The 26890-nt window shown below is 40.4% G+C and carries 27 protein-coding genes; 15 read left to right on the forward strand and 12 right to left on the reverse strand.

Annotated features, from left to right (window positions below; all coding sequences use genetic code 11):
• Positions 1-45 precede the first annotated feature (45 nt).
• Both QI031_RS31185 and QI031_RS31190 read right to left on the reverse strand, forming a co-directional pair.
• On the reverse strand, positions 46-1047 hold the full coding sequence (locus QI031_RS31185; protein ID WP_281486224.1) for a ParB/RepB/Spo0J family partition protein: 1002 nt from the start codon (positions 1045-1047) through the stop codon (positions 46-48).
• Positions 1001-1753 carry a ParA family protein gene (locus QI031_RS31190; RefSeq protein ID WP_281486225.1) on the reverse strand — a complete coding sequence of 251 codons (753 nt, stop codon included), beginning with the start codon at positions 1751-1753 and terminating at the stop codon, positions 1001-1003. Before QI031_RS31190 ends, QI031_RS31185 begins: the two co-directional genes overlap by 47 nt.
• A 390-nt stretch (positions 1754-2143) precedes the next feature.
• On the opposite strand from QI031_RS31190, the gene QI031_RS31195 reads away from it, so the two are divergent.
• The 3 genes from QI031_RS31195 to QI031_RS31205 all read left to right on the forward strand — a co-directional run bounded on the left by QI031_RS31195 (position 2144) and on the right by QI031_RS31205 (position 4199).
• Complete coding sequence (locus tag QI031_RS31195; protein WP_281486226.1) at positions 2144-2347, forward strand: hypothetical protein; 204 nt, start codon at positions 2144-2146, stop codon at positions 2345-2347.
• Between the two features lie 569 nt (positions 2348-2916).
• Positions 2917-3876, forward strand: a complete 960-nt coding sequence (locus QI031_RS31200) for a ParM/StbA family protein (protein ID WP_281486227.1) — start codon at positions 2917-2919, stop codon at positions 3874-3876.
• A gap of 5 nt (positions 3877-3881) precedes the next feature.
• Positions 3882-4199 (forward strand): hypothetical protein, encoded by a 318-nt coding sequence (locus QI031_RS31205; protein ID WP_281486228.1) that lies wholly within the window; start codon positions 3882-3884, stop codon positions 4197-4199.
• Here QI031_RS31205 and QI031_RS31210 read toward each other — a convergent pair.
• Genes QI031_RS31210 through QI031_RS31220 form a run of 3 tightly spaced genes read right to left on the reverse strand, consistent with a single transcriptional unit; the run spans position 4151 to position 5099 of the window.
• Positions 4151-4633 carry a DUF1186 domain-containing protein gene (locus QI031_RS31210; protein WP_281486229.1) on the reverse strand — a complete coding sequence of 161 codons (483 nt, stop codon included), beginning with the start codon at positions 4631-4633 and terminating at the stop codon, positions 4151-4153. The two genes, QI031_RS31205 and QI031_RS31210, sit on opposite strands and share 49 nt — an antisense overlap.
• A 23-nt stretch (positions 4634-4656) precedes the next feature.
• Positions 4657-4887, reverse strand: a complete 231-nt coding sequence (locus QI031_RS31215; protein WP_281486230.1) for a hypothetical protein — start codon at positions 4885-4887, stop codon at positions 4657-4659.
• A gap of 5 nt (positions 4888-4892) precedes the next feature.
• Entirely contained in the window at positions 4893-5099 is a 207-nt protein-coding gene (locus tag QI031_RS31220) for a hypothetical protein (RefSeq protein ID WP_281486231.1), read from the reverse strand.
• 173 nt (positions 5100-5272) lie between these two features.
• On the opposite strand from QI031_RS31220, the gene QI031_RS31225 reads away from it, so the two are divergent.
• Positions 5273-5659 carry a hypothetical protein gene (locus tag QI031_RS31225; protein WP_281486232.1) on the forward strand — a complete coding sequence of 129 codons (387 nt, stop codon included), beginning with the start codon at positions 5273-5275 and terminating at the stop codon, positions 5657-5659.
• Here QI031_RS31225 and QI031_RS31230 read toward each other — a convergent pair.
• On the reverse strand, positions 5625-6935 hold the full coding sequence (locus QI031_RS31230; RefSeq protein WP_281481597.1) for an IS701 family transposase: 1311 nt from the start codon (positions 6933-6935) through the stop codon (positions 5625-5627). The two genes, QI031_RS31225 and QI031_RS31230, sit on opposite strands and share 35 nt — an antisense overlap.
• A gap of 167 nt (positions 6936-7102) precedes the next feature.
• On the opposite strand from QI031_RS31230, the gene QI031_RS31235 reads away from it, so the two are divergent.
• Positions 7103-7402 carry a DUF2958 domain-containing protein gene (locus QI031_RS31235; RefSeq protein ID WP_281486233.1) on the forward strand — a complete coding sequence of 100 codons (300 nt, stop codon included), beginning with the start codon at positions 7103-7105 and terminating at the stop codon, positions 7400-7402.
• A gap of 145 nt (positions 7403-7547) precedes the next feature.
• Positions 7548-8342, forward strand: coding sequence for a P63C domain-containing protein (locus tag QI031_RS31240; RefSeq protein WP_281486234.1), 795 nt, complete (start codon positions 7548-7550; stop codon positions 8340-8342).
• 153 nt (positions 8343-8495) lie between these two features.
• Here the strand turns inward: QI031_RS31240 and QI031_RS31245 are convergent, their stop codons facing one another.
• Together QI031_RS31245 and QI031_RS31250 are read right to left on the reverse strand one after the other, a co-directional pair.
• The gene (locus QI031_RS31245) at positions 8496-8750 is read right to left on the reverse strand and encodes a hypothetical protein (protein WP_281486235.1); all 255 of its coding nucleotides are present in this window, start codon (positions 8748-8750) and stop codon (positions 8496-8498) included.
• A gap of 75 nt (positions 8751-8825) precedes the next feature.
• The gene (locus QI031_RS31250; RefSeq protein ID WP_281486236.1) at positions 8826-9104 is read right to left on the reverse strand and encodes an HNH endonuclease; all 279 of its coding nucleotides are present in this window, start codon (positions 9102-9104) and stop codon (positions 8826-8828) included.
• Between the two features lie 215 nt (positions 9105-9319).
• On the opposite strand from QI031_RS31250, the gene QI031_RS31255 reads away from it, so the two are divergent.
• From QI031_RS31255 to QI031_RS31280, 6 genes are all read left to right on the forward strand, one after another.
• Positions 9320-9733: a hypothetical protein gene (locus QI031_RS31255; RefSeq protein WP_281486237.1), complete on the forward strand. Its 414-nt coding sequence runs from the start codon at positions 9320-9322 to the stop codon at positions 9731-9733.
• Between the two features lie 170 nt (positions 9734-9903).
• Entirely contained in the window at positions 9904-10158 is a 255-nt protein-coding gene (locus QI031_RS31260; RefSeq protein WP_281486238.1) for a hypothetical protein, read from the forward strand.
• 93 nt (positions 10159-10251) lie between these two features.
• Positions 10252-14514: a strawberry notch family protein gene (locus tag QI031_RS31265; protein ID WP_281486239.1), complete on the forward strand. Its 4263-nt coding sequence runs from the start codon at positions 10252-10254 to the stop codon at positions 14512-14514.
• A 227-nt stretch (positions 14515-14741) separates the two neighbouring features.
• Positions 14742-15152, forward strand: coding sequence for a hypothetical protein (locus QI031_RS31270; RefSeq protein ID WP_281486240.1), 411 nt, complete (start codon positions 14742-14744; stop codon positions 15150-15152).
• Positions 15153-15241: 89 nt separating this feature from the next.
• Positions 15242-16033 carry a hypothetical protein gene (locus tag QI031_RS31275; RefSeq protein WP_281486241.1) on the forward strand — a complete coding sequence of 264 codons (792 nt, stop codon included), beginning with the start codon at positions 15242-15244 and terminating at the stop codon, positions 16031-16033.
• Between the two features lie 136 nt (positions 16034-16169).
• Entirely contained in the window at positions 16170-16976 is an 807-nt protein-coding gene (locus QI031_RS31280; protein ID WP_281486242.1) for a hypothetical protein, read from the forward strand.
• Positions 16977-17028: 52 nt separating this feature from the next.
• On the opposite strand, the gene QI031_RS31285 is transcribed toward QI031_RS31280, so the two are convergent.
• Positions 17029-17793 carry a tetratricopeptide repeat protein gene (locus QI031_RS31285; protein WP_281486243.1) on the reverse strand — a complete coding sequence of 255 codons (765 nt, stop codon included), beginning with the start codon at positions 17791-17793 and terminating at the stop codon, positions 17029-17031.
• 5 nt (positions 17794-17798) lie between these two features.
• Positions 17799-18725, reverse strand: coding sequence for a hypothetical protein (locus tag QI031_RS31290; RefSeq protein ID WP_281486244.1), 927 nt, complete (start codon positions 18723-18725; stop codon positions 17799-17801).
• 149 nt (positions 18726-18874) lie between these two features.
• Between QI031_RS31290 and QI031_RS31295 the strand changes: the two genes are divergently transcribed.
• Positions 18875-20296, forward strand: coding sequence for an IS4 family transposase (locus QI031_RS31295; protein WP_281481373.1), 1422 nt, complete (start codon positions 18875-18877; stop codon positions 20294-20296).
• Between the two features lie 87 nt (positions 20297-20383).
• The gene (locus QI031_RS31300; RefSeq protein WP_281481374.1) at positions 20384-20785 is read left to right on the forward strand and encodes a hypothetical protein; all 402 of its coding nucleotides are present in this window, start codon (positions 20384-20386) and stop codon (positions 20783-20785) included.
• Between the two features lie 13 nt (positions 20786-20798).
• Here the strand turns inward: QI031_RS31300 and QI031_RS31305 are convergent, their stop codons facing one another.
• On the reverse strand, positions 20799-25121 hold the full coding sequence (locus tag QI031_RS31305) for a hypothetical protein (RefSeq protein WP_281486245.1): 4323 nt from the start codon (positions 25119-25121) through the stop codon (positions 20799-20801).
• Positions 25122-25160: 39 nt separating this feature from the next.
• Between QI031_RS31305 and QI031_RS31310 the strand changes: the two genes are divergently transcribed.
• On the forward strand, positions 25161-25361 hold the full coding sequence (locus QI031_RS31310; protein WP_281486246.1) for a hypothetical protein: 201 nt from the start codon (positions 25161-25163) through the stop codon (positions 25359-25361).
• On the opposite strand, the gene QI031_RS31315 is transcribed toward QI031_RS31310, so the two are convergent.
• Positions 25339-26679 carry a transposase gene (locus tag QI031_RS31315; RefSeq protein ID WP_281481729.1) on the reverse strand — a complete coding sequence of 447 codons (1341 nt, stop codon included), beginning with the start codon at positions 26677-26679 and terminating at the stop codon, positions 25339-25341. The genes QI031_RS31310 and QI031_RS31315 overlap by 23 nt on opposite strands.
• Between the last annotated feature and the right edge of the window lie 211 nt (positions 26680-26890).

Below are 26890 nucleotides of genomic sequence, written 5' to 3' on the forward strand. Positions count from 1 at the left end.
TAAAAATTTATTTTTCTTTTATAACCAGTAAATTTCACACAATTTTTATTCTAATAATGCTTCGATTTGTCCTAACAACTTCTCTAAAGTTTTTGCTTTCTTTGGATCTTCCCAAGCCTTAGTCTGCTTAACACGCTGGTAAGCTTCCTTCATCCGATTAGGAAGAACAAGATGTTGAGAAGATTTAGTAGGCTTAATTGACTGAAGATAACTTCTGATGTCTCTAATTGAAAGGTTTTCTTCAATAGTTTTTGCCAGAAGTTCATGTCGTTGATCTTCGTCTTTTAGTTGAGCAATGACACGGGCTTTGGTATATTCTAGTTGTCCTTGGCGCAAAAATTCGAGAACATCTTTAGGTAAGTTAAGTAAAGGTAAGCGGTGACTGCGAAAGCTATCTGGAGTTACCCTTCCTATTATTCTAAAGATATGCTCTACGATTTCCCATTGGCTACGAACAACGTTGTTCGTAATTTCTGCTTTTTGTTTTTGGAGGTTAGAAATATGGTTGAGCAGAGAAATTACTTCTCCTTGAGAACATTCTAAACGGATGGACAGCAGCTGCAAAATAGCTTCAGTTTCTTCAACCGGGTTTAAGTCTTCCCGTTGCAAATTTTCGAGGAGTGCGACCTGGAAAGCATCTTGGTCATTGAGGTTGCGGACAATAACCGGAACTTCTTCCATTCCAAGAGTTTGAGCCGCACGATAGCGGCGTTCCCCAGCTATAAGCTCATAATTACCGGATTCTAAAGGACGGACAAGCAATGGTTGCAAGATGCCATGTTCTTGAATAGAAACAACTAAGCTTTCCATTGCCTGAGTGGAAAAGTAACGCCGAGGTTGATGAGCAGCTAAATGAATTTGAGTTGTTAATAAAAATTGTTCAGTAGATTCGTTTTCTGTAAGTTGAGGATTATTGGTAACTCCCACTAAGTCAAGGAATTGTTTAGTTTTATTTGGAAATTCCATTTCATCTGCCATTGATAAGCGCCGTTTAGCCATATTAAACCTGTCCTGCCATTTCTCTGGCGATCGCTTGATAAGGTTCAATCAATTTTCTTTCAGTGGTATATCGATGGATTGGTTCACGCGCCAAGTTAGACTCTGGAAACTGAACAGACTTAGGAACTGGTTCAAAAATTTTAACCCCAGGAAGTTTAGTTTTAAGAGTTTTGAGAGCATCTTGGGTAGTGAGGGTACGGTCTGCCATTGTAGGCAAGACCCCTAAAATTTGCAAATTCGGATGAGTATCTTCATCACGAAGACCTTCGATAGTTTCTAACAATTGTCGCAAACCTTCCAAAGCAAAGAACTGGCATTGAACGGGGATCAAGACTGCATCTGCGGCCATTAATGCATTTAGAGTCAACATACCTAAGCTAGGTGGGCAATCAATGAGAATATGAGCAAATTCTTGTCGTAAAGGATTCAATTTCTTTCTCAGGATTCGACTGTTATCTGCTGAGGTTAGAATTTGCTTTTCTCCAGACGCTAAAGATATGTCAGCAGGAATTAGCTTGATACCATATTCAGTATCAATAATAGTCGCAGATGCACTTTGTTTGCGCTCTGTAAGTACTTCATAAGCAGTTTTCTGTTCTGGCTGAATCTTAATTCCTAGCCCTGTAGTCAAATTACCTTGAGGATCGAAGTCAACTACAAGACAGGATGAACTTTCAGCCAGCAATCCACCGAGCGCAATAGTGGAGGTTGTCTTAGCTACCCCCCCCTTTTGATTCGTGATTGCAATGATCATATTTTTTTCTTAGTATTATGTGATTAAAAAAATCTCAGTTTAATGGAATGAACTGATTCTAAGATAATTCCAGTAAATCGAAAAAAATTTTAAATGAAATCTACCTAACGTCCATCAAAGCCACCAAAGCAGCAACCAAAATCCAATGACCCCAGCCCCAAGACAGACTTAACTCCTATTGCTAATGAATCAGTAAAATCTCAGCCAGTTGTTAAGACTGTTGATAAGCCAGTAATATCTGAAGAAAAGCCGCCAAGCGTCTACACAGATCCACTTCAGGAATTAAACCAAAAATCCAAACCGCAACCAACAGATTCAATCTACCCAGAAAAACCACAGTTATCAATAGACCACTTTCAACATATCCAATTCCTAGATTGCGACAAACCAGTGGGTCGAATTATCTTTGAATGCTATTACTGCCAGCAAGGAATAATTAGCGAGTTTACTGGAGAGCCAGCAATGGGAGAATATAAAGGTCGTCCTTCAGCAATTAAAGTTAATATCCAATGCCCAAATTGTGAGCAAACAGCTATCAGGTTGACTACAGGGGAGGTACTTTCAACAACGGCTATTCCTTCACCGTGGCAGTAATGACGGCACACGCCAAGATTAAAACAGTTATCAGTTATCAGTGCTGACCCAAGGATTTAACTGATAACTGATAACTGCTCACTGTTAAAAGTGATTGGTGAGCGAGATTAACTTAGGAGTAATGCAAAAGTTAAAGCATATTCAACACGGTAGACTTTGCAATTGACTTTGTGTGTGAATGATAATTCAGTTGAAAAAACTGAACCGTAAATAAGTAGCAACCCATTTTTGCTTCGTTCTTCAAAAATCTCAATGGGTTACATATAGGGGCTTTATATACCCCAAAAACAATTTAGAATTTTAGTGATAATTTAACACCTAAATAGGGTATATATAGGTGATGCTTAGGATACTTTTTGATAACTTATAGTTTGTACCCCACTTGACACCCAACACATTTCTGATAAGCTCTTAAAGTTGAAGGAAACAGGGCAGAACATTCGGTGTAGCTCAGTCGAGCCATTCAGTCACTCTCTGCCTAACTCAATCCCCCTGCTTTAGTTCTTCTGTTTTTCCCAGTTACCCTAAACACATCACTTTCCTAATCGAACCGTATTGCCTTTCGCCTTATGTCCAACATTCACACCTTGCAAAAAATTTTTGCTGCTGGCTTTGATAACGGTTATGGTAGCTTGAAACTTTTAGTCGATGGTTTTGAAGTCGTTCGTGTCCCCAGCTATATTTCCACTGCCGACATGGAAGATGTCCCAGGAAGAGTCGTTTTCAAAGGTACTGCTTTCACTGTGGGAGAATCTGCTTTCCGTACTGGGTATCACTTTGATCGCAACACTGACCATAATGAAAACAAAGTCAATAATGCGCTGTTGATATTATTGGGTGCATTGGCACATCTGCCACACCGTAAGGCTTGGCATTTAAAATTAGTCGTCAGCTTGCATGATGTTGGTCTAGCCTCACAGTTAAGAAAAGTCCTTAACGGAGAATATCAACCAATACTTGCTGGCAAACAATCAGACGTAAAGATAGAAGTCCTCAAAGTAGTCCCTGAAGGAATGGGTGCATTGTTTGGGCATCAACTTCCCTCCAAATTAACCGTTTTAGATTTTGGTAATGGCACGACTTTGTATTCTCGCTACAACCAAGGTAAGCGAGAAGTTCATACCCCTTACCCCGCAGGTGTTGAAGTTCTTATCGATGATATCTCCAAAAAAATGAAACATCTTAACGGCGGTAAAATCGGCGATCCTTCCAAGATTAGATTTTGTCTAGAAATGGGACATACCAAGTACAACCGCGACATTGATATTAAAGATATCTACAGCGCTTGTTTGAAAGATTGGTATGATAAATACCTCAAAAAACCAGTCAGTCTCACACTTGATGCCAAACACCAAGGGGATGAAATCTGGGCGATTGGTGGAGGCTGTCTGTTACCTGGATTTAAGAAACTACTGGAGAAGAACGGGTTTACAATTCTGGAAAATCCCGTAGAAGCTAATGCCTTTGGGCTTTTAGAAATGGCGAAAACCATTATGAATAAAAATTCTGCAACCACATTAGGTAAGTGAGCGCAATGGCAGACAAACAAGATTTGGCACCAGAAAAGATTCGTATCAAAGATAGTTATCGTGAACGTATATTTGCAGAGTCACAACAACTAGGTAAAAGTTACCTAGAGACGCTTTATTTTATTGTTGATTGCTACTTTGCTTTTAAAAGGGGTGCATTCCCTATGCAACAACAAGTAGCTATCCCGCATACACCTACACCTACTTTCACCTCAATTACTACTGAGCAAAACCAGCAAGAGCAGCCGACTCCCCAGCCATCTACACAAGAAACTCAACAAGATTCTGATAGCGAAACATTCACCCTTGACTTTGATTTGTAACTGTTTAGTGTTTCAATACCTGCAAATATGTAGCTGTACTTGTGGGCGATCACAGTTTTCTGCTTTGGATTTTCTATTAATTGTTTTATTGGTTCAATATTCCCTTGACTAACAGAAGCCATTATCCTAGATAAATCCTCTGTTACCACATCTCCAGTTACATCTAATGCGATTTCTCCTGGAGCCGAAAAAAACTTGATAAATATAGGATATGCTAGTGGCTCTCTGAATTGCGCTAGAAGATATAAGCTATAAATATGTAGAATATAGTCATCTTTCCCTAATAACTCTTCGAGATTATTACTCCAGTTCTCTAAGGTTGATAGTAAGATGGGAGTAATAGCTTCCCTTTCTTCAATCGCTCTTTCTAAAGCTAAACGGGGAAACGTTCCAGTATTGTTTTCTAATTCAGATAAACTTTCTTCTAGTTGCATCTGTTTAAAGAATAAATCTTGCTCTAAAAATCAATTTCACATCCCTCAACAATTCCGTTGTATGCCGTTAATGGTTGAGTTTTCAAGTGCGGTGGTAATGAATCATCATCAAAAGTCAGCGTAACAATATGTGTATCTTTAATGCTGAGGGGTGATTTTTGGATATCAGTGATCTTTGCAGCTTGACCGTTACGCATACCGATTAAGTATCGCACTGGCTGACCAATCTCTATTTCTGAGAGTTTAATAGTCATCAATCTTAATCGCTAGGCTCATCTTGAGAGTGATTCTTGATTAGTTCTAATAGAGCTGACCTCGCCTTGTTTTGCCAGCCGGGGATTGCTTTTAACTCTGTCTTCATTGTCTGTGTAAGCCTTAGCTCAATTTTAGCGTTAAGTGGCTCATCTCCGGCGGCTTTAAACTGTGTAGCCTCTCTTATACCTTCAAAAGCTTTACGATTACTCATAAGTTTTACCGTGTCTACTTGGTAAATAATAGCAGAAATGATTAGATAATTATATAGATTTACTAGAGTTAATACCTTGTAGACATGGTATTGTATTAATATAAGGAATCAAAGAGCGATCGCTCACCCTAGGAAAGTCTGCGATCGCCCCTTCACCAAAACCGATAAAGGAAATGATGATTGTTACAACATTAGCACCAATTCAACAAGCACAGTCTACCGACGAAAACTCTGTCGCTTCCTTGCGATTGGCTTATATAGAAACCAGAGTGGACTACCAAATCCTTGAGCAGCAAATTAGAAATACTCCGATAGACCAATTCAATTTGCTGGTGCAACTCAACGAAAAATTAGTAGCAGCAGCACAGAGGATGGAAGCTGCGCTTGCTGCTTGGAGCGATGAACTAGACAGACTTATAGGCATACCAGTAGAGCTAGACCTATTACCCACCCCAGGGCTGAGATTGATTGACGGGTGGTTGCACGATAGCAGTGGCGGACGCACTTTAACCCTCTTTTGTCACTCTAGGCAGAGGAAAAATAGAAATAAGAGATATTGAAGTTTTGAAAAATTGAGCAAGTCAGATTATTAACAATCATTTGAAGTTGAAAAAATCCCTCAGATAGCTTAGGGACTGTAAAGACCGCTAACCAAGGTTTAATTAAGTTAAATAATGTAAATGGCTGAAGTATCAAACGGAGGTTATTCAGAATACTATTCCAACCATTGCCTTGATTCCACCCAGGATGTGATGAAAATCTAGATTCAGATTGTGGTGGTAATTTTAGCAGTTGTTCGGAATGAAGACTAACCAACAGATAGGCACTAAAAACAATTTCCCACCACTTCTCTATTTGTGAATAATGAGTTAGGCGAAAATCTGCCCATCCTAATTCATTTTTACTTTGTTTTAAACCATATTCTACCCAAGTTCTTAAACCATAAAAATTGCCCACATCTCTTGGAGTAATCTCTGGATATTTACTCATGACATACCAAGTCGTGTTTTTTGGAAGAACTTCAATATCCGTTGTTATTTGCCAATACCTTACTTCCGATTTTTTGCCACATATTATCTCTCTAATATATCTATTCTCTGAACTTAAATCCGAGAAAACACGCTTGAATCTTTGCCAATCTGAGTATTTTACTTTTGAGTCTGTAATTCCCCATGCTCTATGGTTTGAGCGAATCGCTACAATAAAATTAAGATTTAATTCATTTAGTACGCTTAAAAAACTTTTACTACTTTCACCATATAAACTATCCGCCAGCACCAGATTGAATCTAAACCCCATCGACCGCAATTTTCTTATCATTATCCCGGCGATTTCGGGTTTGGTTAAATATTTCTCTCCTGGTTGTAGTCTTTCCCTCGGTTTATATACTTCAAATATTAGAGGAAACGTCATTCCAGATAAGACTGCATATGCTGTAACCGCCACAATACCGTTATCTGTTTTACCTAAATTTCCAATGTATTGTCGTTTCACATAATCAGTCGTATTTCCTTTTTTCTTATCCCCTGTCTCATCAATTATTAGTATGATTGGGCGACCTTGAAGTATATATAATATTAATTCTAACCTTTGCCTCCTTAATTCTTGTACATCCCAGGGTGATTCTGTTAAAAAATGGTGTAATGCTTGATGATTATCTAGCCCTACAATTTTCGCTATTTCCGGTAAAGTTTTACGTTTTATATCAGAAACACATCCCATGTGTAGGTACTTAAAAGCTTCAAAGCTTCTAACTTCTGGAAAGAGGTTTTGATACAAATGGCAGTATTCGTCCACAAATTTTACTGTGGGTGCGCTTCGGCGAGGCTCAACCATACTCTCTGTCTGGTGTTTTTGCGATCGCTCCTAATTATACTTTGTCGAGAGTGATAAAAGAGGGTTAATGCTTGGCTAGTCCCAATAACAGCTAGAACTCTTACCCCACAAAGAGTTTTAGCTGTCCTTTGTATTTTGTTCGCTTCATTTAACAACGAGGTTTCGCAATGGAATTATTAACCGCAGAGATTCGCGCTCAATTGCCTGCTCTTTACGCACAAGAAAAGATTGCTGACCCGATCGCTTATGTGAAATTTTTTAATCCCACCAGTGACTGGACTTGGTATGCAACCGAGTTTGACGGTGAGGATACTTTTTTTGGTTTGGTGCAAGGGTTTGAGTCAGAGTTAGGGTACTTCAGCCTTAGCGAATTACAAGAATATTGTGGAGCGCTGGGTATTGGAATTGAGAGAGATTTGCAGTTTAAACCCACACCGCTTTCACAACTTCGCAGCAGCGACGACTAATCAATCATAATCCCCGCAAATTACCGGGGATTCAAACTGCATAGGGAGCGCGTTAAATCACCACTAGACGGATTTTCTACCTGTTGGGCGTTCTCTTCAAAAATTTTCACTAACCACAATCATAAACTTTAAGGACAATCGAAATATGTCTGATGATATTCTACGGCAAGAAATAGACGGTATCGAATATTTTACCGTTGCCAGTACTGGAGAATCAGGAATGAGCCAACGGGGATTATCTCGGCTATGTGGAGTTCGGCTAAGTACAGTGCAGAACGTACTAGAAAACCTGACCGAAAACAAAGCCCCCCAATGGCTTCAAACCCTTGCAGAAGGAGGATTATACCTGACCGATAAAACCACTGTTAAAGGCGGTGAAACCAGGCCAATTAAAGCTAATGTTTGCTGGGGAGTCCTTCGCTACTACGAGCGCAAGGGGAAGCTGGAAGCAGCTAAAGCTTTAGATGCGATTGGGACAATTGGTATAAACAGCTTCATCCAAGCCAAGACGGGATGGTTGCCAGAGCGATACCAATCATCTCGTAAACAACGGCAGGAAGTTAGCCGTATTCTAGAAACCCCGCAACCTTGGACTCGCATGTTTGAGAGCGAGTTTGAAGAACATTTGTCCAGGATTACTAAGCTGCATAAGAAGAGTATTAGAAATGGGCTGTATTATTGGGAACTAGTATACAACTGGATGACTCCTGAAGAGAAAGCCAAGCTTGATGAAGTCAACCCTGTTCTTTCCAGTGGACGAAGACGGCACAAAATCCACCAGATGTTAGACGAAGAAACCAAACAAAGACTATCACCACATGTCACATCAGTACTAACTCTAATGCAATCAGCAAACACGATTGCAGAATTGCGGCGATTAATACAGCGACGTTATGGTGTTGACCAACCCAATTTGTTCGATGGCTGGAATTTGGGATAGTTGAGATATTCGTTTAATAGTACAATAGTACTGTTAATGTTGAACTGCTTGAAGGTTCAAAGTCAAAACATACCTAAGAAGCTTCTGGGATAATCAGCCAGAAGCTTTCTTAATCTGCGACAAGCCGTCCTTAAGCGTGTACGCACCTAAATTTCAAAGACTATTCGCCAAATCCACATCACTTTTATAAGTCATAGGTCTAGCCTTCCTTGTCCTGAGAGGGACGGCTGATTTTTTCGGTGCTTGTGGTGGCCGGCATCTTTCGCAGTACAGCGGACGAACCCCAAAAGTTTCTCTTTGCGTGGGTTGATCGCACTTCTTGCAGACGAAGTTGAAGATGCGCGTGTGGATCTCGCGTTTATGCGCTTTGACTGTGTACTCTCGGACTTGAATTATCTTGCTGGGCATTGATTAGCTTTGTGGTCTTACTTCTTCAATCATAGTTTCTGGTTGTGGTTTTGCAATATTTGTGCATCGCCAGGACTAGAACAATGACAATTGCCCAGGAGAAACATTGCCTCGTCTGAATTGGTGGTATGAGAGATGACAGCGAGGACAAAGGCAGCCTAAGTTCTCCAAGCGATTGTCAGACGGGTCGCGGTTCCAGTGGTGAACTTGCAGGGTATAGGCGCGGCGCTTTCCGGTCAAATCAGGATTTTTCTCGCCAGGGCGCAACCCAGGACGACCGCACTTACTGCAACGCCAGTTGGAGGATTCTTTGATAGATGTGGCGAGTTGTTTCCAGTTTTGGGGATAGGACATACCCTGTAATTAAAATGTGATCAACCTCAAAATTAACACGTCACACAAACAACGAGTCAATTTTCGGCAGCAGAAAGTTCAAGTAGCTCTATAGAACTAGGAAAGAAAGGCTACGCCTGAAATTGGTGAAAATATTAGCGCGCTTTTCATTTAGCTAAAGAAAGAAAAGCTGCGCTTAAAAAATGTGAACAATAAAAGTATTGAGGAAAAATTCAATGGACATTCAATCTATTCTGACAATAGCTATCGAAGTTGTGTTCTGGGCTTTTACGGGTCTAATAATTTTCGATTTTATCAATGGACTTTTCGTTTTGGATATTAACCCCATTACAGTAGTTTCAGATCTACAACCACAAGTAAAACAAGAAACTATGCCAGCAGTGACTCCAGCGCCTCAAATTGAATTACCGATTGACCCTTGGGAACTGAACGCAGAAACTCAACAAGTTAGTGTCAAAACTTCATCAGTTGTACCTCCATTTTCTGAATTAAAATTGCTGCCACAAGCTAAACAAGTGGAACAGAAATCGAAGCGCAACAGCACTTCTAAAAAGACTACTTCTGCTGCAAAAACAACGTCTACCAAAACTCCACAAAAACAAGGTAGAACGCGCAAGCAAGCTGCTTAACCCCAATTTATCGGCTTTAACACTAAGCGATCGCATATAGCAAAGTATTAATTTAAACAATGCAATCGGCTCATTGTCCTTTGGTAGTAGCACTCAAATATGCTCCAGATAAGCAAATGTTCAAGCCCCCGCTGCGAGAAGTGGGTTAATAACTCAAGGAGAAACTCACAATGGATTTTATTTTAGTTGCACAACTGCTTTTATTTATTGGTTTTGCATTTATAGGCAGCCAATTTGTAAAAGTAATTATGAAGAGATACCCAATTATTCTATTTTCAGATTATCATTACTGGCTTTTAATGTTTGGTTTCTGTTCTTTTGTATCGCTTGCTTTCTGCATAACAACTGGTGAATTATACCAACTTAGATATACAGTGAAAGATGCAATTATAGCTAGTTTATTTGCATACACTCGTAGAGTTTAATTATTTTTAGATTTGCGGAAACAAGAGAAAGTAGTTTTGACTTTCTCTTGTTTTTTTAGCTGCACCGAATTTTAGCAAAAAATAAATATACTCATGATGAACCAAATCGCTACAGCTACACAGGGTTCTCTGTTCGACCTGCAAACCATTATTGATTACGGGCAATCAGTGGTCAATGTTGCCCAGGAACTAACTAAAACCTTAATTGATCAACGTCCGCTAACTACCAGAACAATCCAGTCACACATGAATCGTCATTTTCACGGCACAGCAGCACAAGGGGCTTGGCAGTGGAAAGATGCTTATGAAGCTGTAGAAGTTGCTCAAATACTATATCTGCGTTACCAAGGATTATGCTGTGATAATCCTCTATTAAGATTACAACAGTTGGAGGCACTCTGCCCAACTCATACCCGCCGCAGTGAGGAGCAGTTGCAACTACAGCAGTTTTCCACACCTTTGCCCCTGGCTTACTTAGTGGCTTTGGCGGGGCAAATCACCAGTAGTGATTTGGCACTTGAACCCAGTGCTGGTACTGGGATCTTGGCACAGTTCGCTCGTCTTAAAGGTGCGAGTCTCATGCTTAATGAAATCTCGCAGGACAGAGCGAAGATTCTGCGGCGGTTGTTCCCTGGTGTTCCGTTATTCTCTGTTAACGCCGAACAAATCAACGATTACCTCGTAGGGAAAACTCAGCCCTCTGTGGTGCTGATGAATCCACCGTTTTCATCATCGCCCAAAATCAGCGATCGCAATCCTCATGCTACCCCTCGGCATATCAACTCAGCATTGCAACGACTGGCAGATGGTGGGCGGTTGGTAACATTAACTGCTAACTGGTTTTCACCAGCAAATCCTACTTGGCGAGATACTTTTACCAAGATACAGGATACAGCGCAAGTAGTGCTTTCAGTTGGTGTCTGTGGTAAAGCTTTTGCCAAGCACGGGACGCAGATAGATACCCGGATTACGGTAATCGATAAAGTTCCGGCTGCTGAAAAAGCCTACATCCCGTGTATTCCTAAAACCCTAGACTTGACTGAAATACTGGCACTGATTGAGCAATTACCAGGGCGACCAGTATGGGAACGTTCTATTTCAAATGTGGCAACATTCTCCAAGAAAGTCGTTAACTTGCCAAAGCGTCAAGTAGTTGCACAGCCAGAAACCTCCACAGAAATCCCAGATGTAGTTGTTCTGGAGTACGAGGTTATCGAGTGGGTTGCCAGCGAAGGTTTAAAAGATGTACTCTATGAAACCTATCGCCCACAAAGGCTGAGAATCAAGGACGCTTTACCCCATCCCTCACTCCTTTGCGAAAGCGCAGCCCTGGCACTTGTTTCACCACCAGCACCTACTTACAAACCACATCTCCCACATAATATTGTTACCCAAGGCTTGCTTTCAGAGGCACAACTTGAAAGCGTGATATACGCAGGACAAGCCCACTCTGAATATCTATCAGGCTCATACTTAGTAGATGATTCGTGGGATAACGTGAAGGTAGCAGCCAACAACGAAGAAAATGCCGTGAAATTTCGCCGTGGCTGGTTCTTGGGTGATGGGACGGGCGCTGGTAAGGGTAGACAGTGTGCGGGAATCATCCTCGACAATTGGTGTCAAGGACGTAAAAAAGCCATCTGGGTATCAAAAAGTTCTGCACTGATTGAAGATGCCCGACGTGATTGGTTTGCTTTAGGTGGTAGTGAAAAGGACATTATTGACCTCAGCAATATCAAACTAGGCGATCCAATCCCTTTCACTCAAGGCATTATGTTCTGCACGTACTCAACCTTGCGCTCACAAAAGGGAGGTAAAAGCCGACTCAAGCAAATCATTGACTGGGCAGGATCGGGCTTTGAGGGAGCGATCGCTTATGACGAGTGCCACGCAATGGGTAACGCGATGGCTACTGAGGGGAAACTCGGCTTGGTCAAAGCATCCATGCAGGGTATTGTTGGGCTGAGGCTACAAAATGCGCTACCTCAAGCACGGGTTGTCTACGTATCAGCGACCGGAGCTACCAAAGTGTCTAACTTGTCTTATGCCAATCGTTTGGGGCTTTGGCAGACTGGAGATTTCCCGTTTACCTCCCGTGAGGATTTCGTAGAATCAATCGAAGGTGGTGGCATTGCTGCAATGGAGGTTGTTGCACGGGATCTCAAAGCACTTGGTTTATATCTGGCGCGATCACTCAGTTTTGAAGGTGTTGAGTACGACACATTAAAAATTGAACTCACGCCCACCCAAGAACGGATTTATGACAGTTACGCCGATGCTTTTCAAATTATCCACTGCAACTTACATGAAGCACTAGAAGCGTGTAACATTTCTGGCTCAAAAACATATAACCGCATGGCTAAAATGTCTGCGATGTCTCAGTTTGAATCGCATAAGCAACGATTCTTCAATCACTTGTTAACTGGCATGAAATGCCCGAAACTAATTAAAGCCATTGAACAAGATATCGCCCAGGGTCATGCTGTTGTCATCCAGATAGTTTCGACTAATGAGGAACTGTTAAAACGGCGACTGAATGAGGTTCCCGCAGACGAGTTGAAGGATTTAAACCTTGACTTGACTCCCCGTGAATACGTGATGGATTACCTGTTAAGTGCGTTTCCTGTTCACTTGCATGAAATCCACTCAGGCGAAGATGGTGAGGAACGTTCAGAACCCGCTTTTGATGCCGATGGTTCGCCCATTCTCTCACAAGCAGCCCTTGGGTTACGAGATGCACTGGTTGACAAACTGGCAAGCCTTGACCCAATTCCTGGAGCTTTAGAACAACTATTGTGGTATCTCGGTCACAAGAATATTGCTGAAGTCACAGGACGTAGCAAACGAGTCCTTAAGGATGAAAATGGACGGCTGTTTGTGGATTCACGGGGTAGTGGTGCAAATATTGCTGAAACTACAGCATTTATGGCTGATGAAAAACAAATTCTTATCTTCTCTGATGCTGGTGGTACTGGTCGCAGTTATCACGCTGACCTCAATGCTGTAAATCGTAGACGGCGATCGCACTATTTGCTTGAAGCCGGTTGGAGAGCAGACAACGCTATTCAGGGATTAGGGCGATCGCATCGTACAAACCAAGCTTCTGCACCCGTGTTCAAACCTGTGACAACGAACGTGCGTGGTGAACGCCGATTCATCAGCACTATTGCTCGGCGGCTGGACAGTCTCGGCGCACTCACACGGGGTCAGAGACAAACGGGCGGTAACGGTATGTTTGATGCCAAGGACAATCTAGAATCTCAGTACGCTGAATATGCTTTATACGAATTGTTCAAGCAGATTTTCCAGGGTCGATTCTATGAGGTTCCTTTGGGTAAATTTGAAAAGATGACTGGACTCAGCCTAACTTCTCATGAAGGCGGGATGAAGATAGACCTCCCACCACTGCGGCAATTCCTCAATCGCTTGCTGGCTTTGACAATTGGGATGCAGAACCTGATTTTCGAGAGGTTTGAACTGCTGTTGAGTCAACAGATCGAAACTGCGATCGCCAATGGAATCTTTGAAGCTGGTGTTGAAACGCTTCGGGCTGAACGGTTTACGGTTAAAAGTTGCGAATCAGTTTATACACATCCTGCCACTGGGAGCGTAACGAACTATCTCAAGATAGAACGTATTCAACACAACAACATCAAAACTGCTGAGGAGATGCTGGATTTTGCTGCTAAATACCAAGGACAACTCATGGTGAATGAGAAGTCTAGTAATGCGGCTGTATCAATTCCTACGCACAGCTTCTTTGATAGTGATGGTGCTGCTGTGCCACGGGTTCTACTCGTGCGACCTCAAAAGGAAATTCGCGTATCTCAAGAACAAGTGGAAAATTCTACTTGGCAGCAGGTTTCGGTTGATGCGTTTGTTGCGGCGTGGTCAAATGAGATAGACCAATTGCCCAAATTCACTACTGATTATATTCACCTTGTGACAGGCATACTACTACCCATCTGGAAGGTGCTACCCCAAAAGAACAATCGAGTCTTCAGGCTGCAAACCAGTGATGGTGAGAAAATTCTGGGTCGGGTGGTAAATGCAGTAGATATTCAATCTGTGGCTGAACAGCTTGGGATGAAAAACAAGCTGCTTTCTCCAATTGAATTGGTATCACTGGTACTCAACGAAGGGTACTCACAGCAATTGCCGGGAGGTGTAACGTTGCGACGTTCTTATATCGCAGGGGAGCCTCGCATAGAACTGGTTGATACTTTATCCTTGGCAGACCGACTTGTGGCTGTAGGTTGTTTTACCGAAATAATCCAGTGGCGTAAGCGGGTGTTTATTCCAGCTAACTCCAAAGCGGCAGAGATTTTGGCTGGCGTAATTGAGATTCTGGGATAAAAAGCAGAATATTACATCTTCAATAAATTCTAACCTCTCACCCTTTTTCTTTGCTCTGGTTTCTCCCGGAGCAAAGAAATCTACATCCTTTATGACTATACCCAATTTAGACGAAGTGAAAAGGTAAAGACCTAACAAAGTTTCATCTGAAACCCGTAGTTAAGAGAAATATTGACAACCGCTACGCGAAAAACTTGCAGACATTTCTGAATAATTTACCACAAAAAATGAAGCGAAAAATAATTGCTCTATCAACTGCTTTTGCTTTTTCTACATTAGCTCTACCTTCGATTGCGTTTGCTGGGTCTGCCAGTAGAGTTATTCCAGGTGGGACAGTTGGTGTATCATGTACTTCATTGTCTGAGACAAGAAAAACGGTTACATACAATTTTCTTGTCAGAGGTGACAAACAATACCCTGCAATTAATGGGGTGAAACTTACCATTACAGGCATCGACGGTACAGAAAGAAAAGACATTTCTGCAATTATCCCACCTCAGACTGTTATTGTACGTCAAGTTGAGGATTTCGTTACTCCAATCTTGTCAGTGGCATTAACTGGTTCAGCGGTAGGCGTGAATTTGCAGGGTATTCACAATTATGAGGTTTCGCCACCGCTTATTGCCCAGTGCAATTGAGCTAAAGTAGAAAAATAGTTAAGTTCCCATACGAAACAAAACAGTTTTGTTTCGTATGGGACAACTAAAGGTGAACTGAGAAAAAAATTATGATTTCCTACAAATTAGGAATATTGACACCAGATACAAACACAGAAATAGAAAATAATTGGTTCTTAGATCGCGCTTTCAATAGTCACGTTGATTTTTGTATTTGGGTATTAAAAATAGATGGTTTGAAAGTTCCTCCTTTTGATCAACATCCGAATGGGAGTAGAATACTTCAAGACAAAGGAATGGATGTTGAGTCCTGGCGACTGTGGTTAAATAAAGTTGTGGCTACTCAAGATTATCGCTTGCATTTTGAAGTCTCAGACTTACAATCGAAAGTAGAAGAAGAATTAGCATCTCTTCAAGCATTAACTGCTCAGATGGTTCAGCAAGACGGCACTCTTCCAGTCATCGATTGGTCTGCTGTTCGCTCGTCTCTTACTCATGTTTATACATGGAAACATGAACTGTATCGACAGGCAGTTCAACAACTAGGCTCTCTTTCTCCACAAACTGTCCCACCCGATGTTTGGCAAGGTAAAGCCGAGATCAAGAATTTACTGAACGATTTATGGCAAAACTATCAATTGCTGAACAATAAAACAAATACAGGTATTGAGTATCTACTAGCAATTGAAAATCGACTGATAACGGAAGATTTATATTCACAGCTTGAGCAATACCGAACACATTTAAAAGCTTTACAAATCTTCTTAGTCAACTATCCAAGCCTTGTGGAATATATTGTTCCTCCATTCTCAGCGATTCTGTCACTAACAGATGAAGCACCGTTAAGTGAGCAATTTCAACAGCGTAGTTTGAGAGTAGCAGAGGCTCTTTCTGTACTTTGATATTCCCAACCACTTGAGACTTGGGAGTGTTAAAACAATCCAAAGAAGGTCAAAACGTAGATAGTTAACTATTATAATTTTTTTTAATCTAGACAGAGAAAAAAGAGAGGAAGTCTAACCAAAGGGATAAAAATAGATGATTTGGTCAGGTATTTATAATGATTTAAATAACTTAATTATGTTTGATATCTCCCAAATTTCATCAAAACAGCCGTGGGCATTAAATAGTTCTTTTAACTCCCACATAGATTTTTGTGTTTGGGTTTTGCAAAATAGTGGGTTACAAATATCTCCTTTTAACCACCATAATTCTACTAATACATCACTACAACTGCCATTAGATGCTCTGAGTTGGTCTAATTGGCTAAGTTTAGTTGTAGCAACACAAGATGACAGATTGAACTGGCATATTCCAGACATATCTGAAGAAGTGTCAAGGCAATTATCAAGAACCAGACAATTGATGCAGCAGCATGGTGAACATTTAGCCCAACAAAGTGGAATTTCTGATCCAAGTCAAGTATTTGATCAACAAGCCCAGCAATTAAATCAATATTTACATTGGCAAGAAGAACAATATCAACAAGCAATTGCTAGAGTTGGCTTGTTATCTACCGACACTCCCCCAGCTTTGGCTTGGGATGGTGAGCCGAGTATACGAGAGCAACTTGAGTCTTTATGGTCAGTCTATCAGGCAACTCCAAAAGATACTAACCGATTAGACGACCTGGAAATTATAGATATCTTCTACCAAGACCTTAAACAGCAATTTAGTAGTCAACTACCAACTTTGAAAGTTTATCTTGTGCAGTATTCCACACCTATATTTTTCCCAGTTAAGCCAGTATCAATTTTAGTTTCCCAAGTTAAAGATTTGCCAATTCAATATTTAAGAGATGGAATATTTCAAGCTGCTGAAAGTTTAGTAACTTTCGCAAACTAACTAACCCCAAAGCAGCAGAAATTTTGACTATGAGTAGCTTCATCAAAGTGGCTCATCTTTTCTTTTCTGCCATCCTACTCTCAAGCCCAAACAAATCCTTGTAGACTTCATAATCTTGGAAGAGTTGCATTATCAAACTTCTCGTAAAAACACAATAAATCGTATTTCTTCGCGCTTCGTACAAATCAAAAGCCTTAAATAAATCTTCTTTAGAACCCTGTTGATTGCCCAGATAAAATCTCACCGTTCCTCTACCACAGTAAGCTTCTGGGCAATTAGCATCTATAGATAATGCCTTTTCTAAATCAGAAAGTGATTTTTCTAGTTCTCTTAGTACAAAATAGATATTTCCCCTGTTGATATAAGCTTCTAAACAGTTGGGATCAATTGAAATTATGTGATTATAGTCTTCTATCGCTGCTGGATTGTCACCAGTTAGATTCTTATAGGTATAAGCCCGATTTAGATAAGCTTGAATTAAACTTGGATTCAGTGAAATAGCTTGATTAAAATCTTCAAGAACTTGATTAAACTCCGACTTATGACAGATTTTGGAACGAGCTAAGCCCCGATTATTGTAAGCTTCAGCAAAATTTGGATTCATTGTTATTGCATTATCAAAAAGCTGAATAGCATTTTCAAATTTTTCTATACCAAATTGAACCATGCCTATAGCATTGTGAACTTCAGCAAAATTTGGATGAAAATAAAGGGCATTTCTAAAGCATTCTGAAACCCCTGATAAATTTCCTGATTTGAGATATTCAATCCCCTTGTCGTACCACAATCTTGCTTGCTCTATGTCTACTGTATTCATAAGTTTTAAATTTCCATGCCCTGAGCCTTGGACTTCGCAACAAATTGATCAATCTGGCTATTAGCCTGTTCAAAAGTTTGTAGGACTTCAGGCGTAACTTTATTGATTTGCACTTTACCAGATTGCAGACTTAAAACTACTTCTCCATTCTTCTGAGCGATCGCTAAATCTCTTTGCTCCGTATTGAAAGTTAAATCATACATTTTACCCTTAACTTGTGTTGAACCATCTTCAAGAGTTACTCCCCCCAGCATCCCAATTCTTTGAGCAATTTGGGTTAGTCGGCTTATGTTCCGATGATCTTCAGTATCCTTATTCATTGCTGCTAAAGCTTTCTGCGATGGTTGCTGCCCTGAATCCAACTCAGTAGCTATCTCCATAATTCGCTGTTTGTACTGGTCGGATTTGCCAAGTTTATCTGCGACATCGTACCAATTTCGTAGATGATCATTGGTTACTATTGGTCGGTTTTCTACACCATCAGATTCGGTTTCCGCTACTTCATGATTATGGGAGGAATTAATAAGAGTTTTTGGTTCTGTCCAAGGTACAATTTCACCATTAACATAATCTCCCAATGGCTCTAGATGCAATCCCCAAACCTGCCGTTTCCCCGTGAATAGTTCTGGTAATGCCTTGGGTGAATGTTTTTCAATATTCGCCCACTGCTGTTGATAAACAGGATCAGCAATCATAGATTGGGTAATTTCATACTGCTTGCCAACTCGAAAGGCGACTTGTTTATTTCCTCCATTGGCTAGAGCAATGTCTCCTTCTTTGAAGCCGTACTGTTTATAAGGTTCGTAAGCCCTGGTGGTATGAGTTCTGCCATATCCCCGCATGGCATCAATACAAGTATCCACAGGTAAAAGATTAGTCTCACCATGCATTATCAAGGGATAATTCATGGGAATGGGCTTGCCTGAAATCATGGCAGAAATAGGCACAGTAGGAGAAAAATCTGACTTTTCACGGGATGTGGAAAAGGGGAGTTGGTTCGCGTAAAATTTACGCGAACCAATGCCAGAGAATTAACTTGTGATTTTAGATATTGTCGTGGTAGGTGTGTCAATGAGTGCAAATGAAAATCTTAGAGAAGAACCTGTATGAGGAGTGTAACTTTGGAGACAAACGTTTAACCCAAAGGGCAGCATTTATAGGTGAACTTTTATCGGTAAAATATGGTCAGCCTTTATCGAAAATATTTAAAACTGCTAGCGACCTCAAACGTGGTTACGAATTTTTCTCTAATCCAAAAACAAATTTTGAGAAATTGACTCAACCTTACTTTAAACAAACAGCCCAAGAAATAAACGGCGCTCCTGTGGTGCTAGCTGTAGGAGATACAACTTTTTTAGATTATAAAAAAATATTAGACAAAAGAGAAGAATACGGCCCAATAGGTAATGGCGGAAATGGATTAATTTTACATAGCTGTTTAGCTATAGAACCTGATTTTGGGCAGCCATTAGGGTTATTGTGGGAGAAGCTGTGGCATAGAGAGCATAAAGCTTCACAGCCGATTAATGAAAGCCAAGAAGCTAAAAAAGAGCGTCTAAAAAAAGAGCGAAAAGCCAAAAGAAATAAAGAATTTAAAGAGAAAGAATCTTATAGATGGGTTGAGGCTTTCTCAAAGATAGAAAAACAGTTTTCTACTTTAGAAATTCCACTAGGGGGATTATCGTCGAAGATAATTCATGTCTTTGACCGAGAAGGTGATATTGCAGAAGTCTTCGCCCAAATCAGTCAAACTAAAAACGCGGGTGTAATAGTCAGGGCGGCACACAACCGTTGTCTAGAAGGAGAGAATGAGCATTTATGGTCATACGTAACTTCCACTGCTGTCAAGTTTGTAAAAGACGTTGGACTAGCCGAAACTAAAAAGCGTAATGCCAGAACTGCCACCTTAGAAGTCAGATATTGTCCAGTATCAATTAGTTCGCCAACAAGGCTGAAAAATCAAGGCAGTTTTCATGTTTATGCAGTCTATGCCAGAGAAATTAATTGTCCAGAAAATTGTGAACCAGTAGAGTGGATGCTACTAACTACTGAATCAGTTGATTCAGAACAATCAGCAGCACAAATCCTCCGTTGGTATACGTATCGTTGGCGAGTTGAAGAGTATCATAAAATTCTCAAATCGGGGTGTAAGGCTGAAAGCTACCGATTAGCTGGTGAGAGTATGTCAACGATGTTGGGATTTTTAACTGTGATTGCCGCACAGCTATTGCGAATGACGTACTTACACCGTAACTGCCCGCACCTTGATGCTAGTGTGGTGTTAACTCAAGTACAAATGGATGTACTGTTAGCTAGTAGCCCGCCTAAATTCAAAAAAGATATCGAATTTACCGTTGATTGGGCAATCCGCGCTATCGCCCGCCTGGGGGGATACTTAGAACATCGAAAAAACAGTGCCATTGGTATACAGGTTTTATGGAGAGGTTGGTTAGAGTTAGAAACCCTGTGCCAAGGTTGGCTATTACACCAAAATCTTAAATAATTCGCTTCAAACGGTAAACACCTACCTGACTCCATCAGAAAATAATTCGCGTAAATTATCCGCGAACCGTAACGCCCGGTTTGTTATATGCCTCAGTCGCCAAAATCTTCAATTCAAGATGATTTAGCCAAACGTGTAGACGCGGTAGTCAAAATTAAACAGCGCCTTGAGCAAGAAATTCATTCGATACTCGCTTTGGGTAAGGTCGCTCCTGCTTCTTGTTGGATTGTTCGCTATCAAGCTAAGGGGCGGAATGATAATTATTGGTATTACAAACTACAGGCTTCTTCCCCAATCTTTCCCACAAAGACCGATGGTAAATTATCTCGATATCAGCATTTGGGTAAAGCTGGTAGTCAAGCTTACATAGATGCCCTTGAGCAAATTACCCGTCGCGCTAAAATTGAAGCTTTAGATCGCTCCATTGAGTCTCTAAACCTTGGTTTGAAAGATTTAATCGAAGAAACCTCCAAATATCGTCAACAATAAAAGTTGGTTCGCGTTAATCATACGCGAACCAACTCCCCTTTTCCACATCCCGTGAAAAGTCAGGAGAAAAATCGGTTCTTTTCTCGCTTCCTTTTTCTGCTCTGTCCATTTGCTCAAGAGTCCTCTGTTCCCCGTTTAGTTGAGATTTGACTGGAGCTTGGGTAATAACTGCTTGTACTGGCGGCTTCAAATGCTTAGGTCGATTCGGCAGTGAGTTTACTTGTTGTTGATACTCATCTGCTGAAGAGATCACCTCTCCAAACTTTTTGGTCATGGCTTTAGCAACTGGTTCAGGAATAGTTGAACTTACCAAATTAAATACTGCTAGCCCCTTTTTCGTTTCCTTGGGTACATCCTCTAAAGGAACTTGAGAAAACGCCACATTCTGATTAGTCAACCATTTAGTTACTGATTCGACTTTATGGTTATCAACTACCATACCCATTAGTCCCAATGTTCTGTCTTCCGGTGTAGTGAATAGGAATGTCGGACGTTCTTTGATTTTTTGCAGTATTGGTTCTGCTTGCTGTATCATCTGCTGTTGTTGTGCGTTAGCTGATTGAGTACCAAAAGCTTGGCTTTGTTTCGTCCAGACTTGAGGATATTCAACAGTGGCAGGATCAACTTTTAGTACTGTTGTTGTGAAATTACTTTGTAGTGTCGCTTGTACTTGCGTTAGCTGACCAGATTTAAGAACTCCTAACCCTTTTAGAGCTTCTTTGTCCTTCTTGAAAAACAATACTCCTAACGGTTCCCCATTGATAAATACTGCATCTTTGACTTTTGATAATGGTACTTCTAGGCTGACTTTTCTATAAGTTGTATCATTAAATGTCTGCCCCTGAATCTTATTAATTTTTAGTAAATTACCGTTTGGCGAGGTTGCGAGCGCAAATCCTTGATCACTATCCGAAATCGTCGTCAGCTTTAGATTTAGCTGGTTTCCATCTTTGACATAGTTAAAGGCTTGAAGTTGTTTGACTGAATCAGCATCTAATTCCCCTAGTATTTTACCATCCAGCTTGATATTGACTGCATGGTTTGGGACTTCTGCACTACCAATTTCTAAGGTTACAGATTCGGCATTAAAACTTTGACCTGCATGAGCAAATTTGCTAATTTCTCGAATGGTAAAATTTATGGGTGGTTTTCCTGGTACTGAAACCGTGGCATTAGCAGTAGAAGCTTCTTTTTGTATGATATTGGCTTGCGCTTTTGTGCCAATTGGTAGCTGCCCCGTTCTCGGCTTTAACATGGCGTATTCTTTGTAATCACCATCGTCCGAAAGTACAAATACTAGTCTAGAAGCGTGGCGTTCATGTCCTGGTGGGTGGTGGCTAGCTCTAATTTCTACAGGGTATTTTTCCTGTGGATTCCAGGTTTTATCCTTAAAACTGTTAGCCTCACTGTCAAGCGTCACCAAAGTCATCTGGGTAAATTGTAGTTGATTTAGTCGGGAAACAATTTCGTTGGGGAAAGCGGCGAAGACAAAGTTGGGGATCTTCTTGGAGGTTTGGACTGCTGGTTGCTGTTTATCTTCTAATTCATCTTGCCTTGCTGCGTCAACATTCCAAGCTGCCGCTGCTGCCGATAATCGCTCTTGCTCTGGGATATTTGCTCTGAATGCTTCGGCTGTTTCGTAAGCTTGTTGGAGCATCAGCTTAGTTTCTTCTCGACTCATTTGTGGCTTCAGTTCAACAATAGTCGCCCCACTAGTTGCCATTCCAGCTTTTAGGTTGTAATCTGCGACTGACTGCTGGCTAACAGTTCCCAGCCGACGGTATTTTGGTTTTCCGTCTTCTGTTTCATTATCAATCTGCGCTAGAGCCATTAATGTATGTGGGCATTCTTTTTCGGTAATCTCTTTTAATTTCAGATTAATTGTTTGAGCTTGACAAATGCCAAGATGACCGTAGGGAGTCAGGTTTGTGATTTCTAATTGCGCCCCTTGTTGTGTTTGGATGATCGCCTTGAGGCCTTTTTCGGTTTCGCGCCGTTTTTCCATTGCTATAGCCACACTGAATTTTGTGTCAAATTCATGCTTGGCAACAATCGCCGCAAATCTTTGTTGGGGAGTAAAATCAACTCCACCGAATAAGTCCTTAAACTGAACTATGGGGCGAGATTCTAGTTGGGACTGTTGGAAATATTTGTTAGTTTGGCTAATTAGAAGTTCTACTGGTGAGTAGCCTGTAGGTGTAATCCCAGAATTTAAATAAGCTGTTTTTGACTTTTTATCTTTAATATAGTTAACATTACGATACAAGTAGCGGCTGTTTTCCCTGATTAAATCCATCTCAGGTTTTTTCGCACTTTTGAATAAATCTACTGCTATTTGATTGTGATAACATCCCTCCTCAATCATCTTTCGGTACATCAAGCTGTTGTCATCCATTGCCTGATGTAGAATTTCTGGCGTTATGTTAGGATTTGATGCTATAGCTACAACAGATTGCATGAAAGGTTTATACTCTGCTCTAATTGGTTTGGGTTTCTCGCCATGTTCTTGGTCAAATAAACTTTGATAGTGGCTAGATACTTGGTTTAAATATTCCGATTTTTGTTCTAAAGTACCGTAAGTTTTAAGTACCTCAATTTCTGACTCTAATGCCTCCAGCGCTGTAACTTGATTATTGATAATACCCACGCTAATACTATCGCTCATGTGAATGGCGATTTCTTCAAATGGCGGTTGTTTTCCATCTACATAAAAAGACTGTTTCTTTTCTTTGACAGTAGGCCGATAAGCATTTTCTGGCTGGTTTCTGTACTCGGCTTCAGCCGTGAAGTTTGGATATAAGCTTGCGAGTGCTACACCGATACAATCGCCATCATAATCTCGTGCTTGGCGTTCTGATTCTGTTTCCGCTGGGTCTACAAAATCAACATCAATTCCTTGTGCTTCTAGTTCTGCAATTCTTAAACATATCCGCTTATGGTCTTCATCGTTAACTACAATAATTCCTTGTAAATCTGTACCATCTGGAGCTAAACGGTCTTCAACAAGTTTATTTTCGGAAACACATAGGCCATTAGAATTAAGAAATGGAGAACGGAAGTTAAGAACTTTTTCATCATTTTTCATCCAAGGTACACAGATTTCCCCATTTTTGAGTTCTTTGGAGGGAATGATCATTCCTCTATCAAAAGTTAGTGTTCTTCCAAGTGCAATATTTCGCCACTGACTTTGTACAAATCTGCTAAGTTCCTTTGTCACCTTCTCTGTTTCTAAAAGTTGGCAATGACCGAGTAAATCAGCTTTGATGAGTTTGTACATGAATAAGTCATCTTTTGTATTATACTCATCCAATTCCTCGCCTGGCTCTAACTCTTCATTTACCCTCAAGCTACTAATAGAAGTTTCTTGGTTGCTAACTCCTTGTTCTGTAGTTTGGCTAGTTGATTTCTTGCGCCTTTCATATTCCTCGCAATAAAGTTGAGCAACTAACCTTGGGTCATCTTGGGCTTCTACTAGCTTTTGGGCTTGTACTTCTAATTCCTCGACAAAATCTTTAAGTCCACGAGGAAAAGATGCCAGTAATTGCGAAATTGACATCTGACCTTTTTGTGATTGTGCTTTTTCACCCAACCAAATAGTTTGCTGGTATAGTCCTGGTTTGATTTGAGGTTTACTTGGCCCAGCCGGATTGTCTTTATCTGTACCCTTAAAACTACTAACGGGGATAATCAGGTCTATTTTGGGTTTATTGTTGGGGTTAGTATATTCTATTTCATCAAAGCTGTATGGTCGTAATGTCCCTTTTCCAAATCTATATTTAGTATCCTCTCCATCTCCTTCCCTCCACCCCAAACGGTGTTGAATCACGCGGTAACTTTTATCTGGCTGTTCTTCTCTTTTAGTTAACTTATCATAAAGTTCAATTGAGATTTGTCCATAGCAATCGCCTACTAACTTGAAAGCATCCTCTTGGTCAATAAGTCCTCCATTATCACCATTAGAATCATCCACAACTAAAATATTTAATTCTTCATTAAGTGCATTTTTACAAGCACCTAAAAAGATTGAACCGTAAGCCCCTCTGTCTTTTCTATCGGGACATAATTTATCAATCACTTCTATACATTCCGGCTCACCATACAGTAATCGGGTTTTAGAAGATAATAAAAGAGTATGTCCATCTGGATGATTTCTTAAATCCGATGATGTACTATGCTCATCTATATGTCCAAAAGAAAATTCTTTCTCTGAAAAGTAAAACTCTAATAGGGTATTATCTAATTTTTCAGTTAAAATTGATTGTGGGTTCTTATTATCCCCATCACTATGAATCCATTGATTTAATCTAGTGTCGAAGTGTTTGAACTCTAGAGACATAGTTTTATTTAAGTATTCAAAAATTTTCAGGAGTTTAATATGTCAGGAACAAGAATAAAACGCTGGCTAAATATGCACGGTAAAGAGTTTAATGCTGATGGAATATTGAAAGATGAAGTAAGACAGCAAAAGTTAGCTAAAGGCGCACATCCAGAAGCCATTGATGACTATGCCCGTAGGTTAAAAATTAAATATGATCAGCAATACCTCTGCCAAATTACGAGGGTTCAACGCCCGTAGAAACGGGATGAATGCGTCCTAAAGAAGTAAGCTTGGCAAAAATCTGGTTTAATAAAATAGGCTCAGGGATTTCTGGAAGCATTTTTAAAATTTCATGGATATATCGAAAGCCACGATAATGAGCCTTAAGGTCAATAATGCCGGAGCCGGGATTAATGAGGCGAAAATCAGCGAGAAGATGATGAGATAAATTAACCATAAAAAATGCGAAATTAGCAGCGTTAGTTACCGCAGTTTGCCTCAGATTCATAAAATCTTCCAACCCCCAAAACTGCTTTGCATCACGGAAGTTAAACTCGATTTGAAAGCGGAGTTTGTAATAATCAATTATTTTTTCAAATGATAATTCCAGGTCACTGGAGAATAGAACTACATGGCTACGAACATTAGTCTTAAGATTGGTTTTGACTAAAATCACTACATTTAGAGCTTGGGCAAATTCTTTGTGAAGGAGAGTGGCTTGATAAATATCACTTTGAATCTCATCCTCAATGCTACTTTTAGATAAATATTTGTCAGGTATATTACTATAGTCTAGTTTGTCACCGTATTTACGACGAGAGCGTTTATGATAGTCAGGATTTTCATAAGGGATATATAATGCTGAATCGTGGCGCAACTTGGAAATTATGTGCAAGTTCACTTGTCGTGCCATCTGTAAAGCGTTGTTGTTACCAAAATGACCATCTACTACCAAGTATGTTAGGGGAATAAAATTAGCTACTAACTTGAATAGTGAATTAATCATCTTTTTAATTAGCAATAGTTCAGATGTGAATATCACTTCGGTTTTATTTTTGTTTTTACTCCCTTTTGGTCGTCCACGTCCACGTTTTTCTTTGGTTTTTATTTTTTCGCTTGACAACTGAATATTTGTTTTAGTATTACTCTTGATTACTTGTTCTATTTGAATCGGAAATGACTGTCTTTGCTCAACACTTACTAACGACAAGACAAAGAAAGATAGCCCTGATATAGGTTTGTTTACTAGGCTAGAGAAGAATCTATCCAACCCATAAGTCTGTTTACCCGACTTGCTGACTACAACTTCATCTCCGGCAAGCAAATATACTTCATCCTTTCGCCATAAATGTTTACGAAAAAACAGCCAAAACAATGTTGCCCAAGGTATTACTGTATGAAAAAATCTCAACATTGTCCGATAACTACCACCAATGTCTGTCCAACGAGAAATTCCCAACATGGTGGCTCGGCCGCTCATTGCTAACATGGCCATGATGATCTGGTTCATTCGGCGCATCGTCGTAGCGTTGATCTGCGGTAGCAGGCATTGTAACAGTGATAGGATGTCCAACATGGGCGAATTGTAGCTTTTGAGTTGTCGTTTGGGAAGACAACAACTCTACTACAAAGCGCCCTCTCTCTTCATACTCTTTTTTTGGCGAAGGTATTGATCAGTGGAAGCATTTAGATGAAACTGACCCAGAGCCGTGGCCTGTTTACACTGCTTACGATTTCTTCACGCCAACGGAAAAACAACAGTTTAATCCTGATGGTTCTCTCAAGCC

It is taken from the genome of Halotia branconii CENA392 (genome assembly GCF_029953635.1).
Lineage (GTDB): Bacteria > Cyanobacteriota > Cyanobacteriia > Cyanobacteriales > Nostocaceae > Halotia > Halotia branconii.